We start from the raw sequence: 232 nt of genomic DNA on the forward strand, positions 1-232 counted from the left end.
CCTCTTTTTTCCTTTCCTTCCTCCTTTCTCTTCCTTCCCCCCCTTTTCTTCCCTTCTCTTTCCCTTTCCTTCCTCCTTTTTTTCCTTCCCCCCCTCTTTTTCCCCTCTTTTTTCCTTTCCTTCCTCCTTTCTCTTCCTTCCCCCCCTCTTTTTCCCCTCTTTTTTCCTTTCCTTCCTCCTTTCTCTTCCTTCCCCCCCTTTTCTTCCCTTCTCTTTCCCTTTCCTTCCTCCT

General features: G+C 47.8%; 1 protein-coding gene. It reads right to left on the minus strand.

Going from position 1 to position 232, the window contains the following annotated elements; all coding sequences use genetic code 11:
* On the minus strand, window positions 1–232 hold a 232-nt coding region (locus KH400_RS30540; protein ID WP_217228815.1), incomplete at both ends, for a hypothetical protein.

Source organism: Desertibacillus haloalkaliphilus (genome assembly GCF_019039105.1).
Lineage (GTDB): Bacteria > Bacillota > Bacilli > Bacillales > KJ1-10-99 > Desertibacillus > Desertibacillus haloalkaliphilus.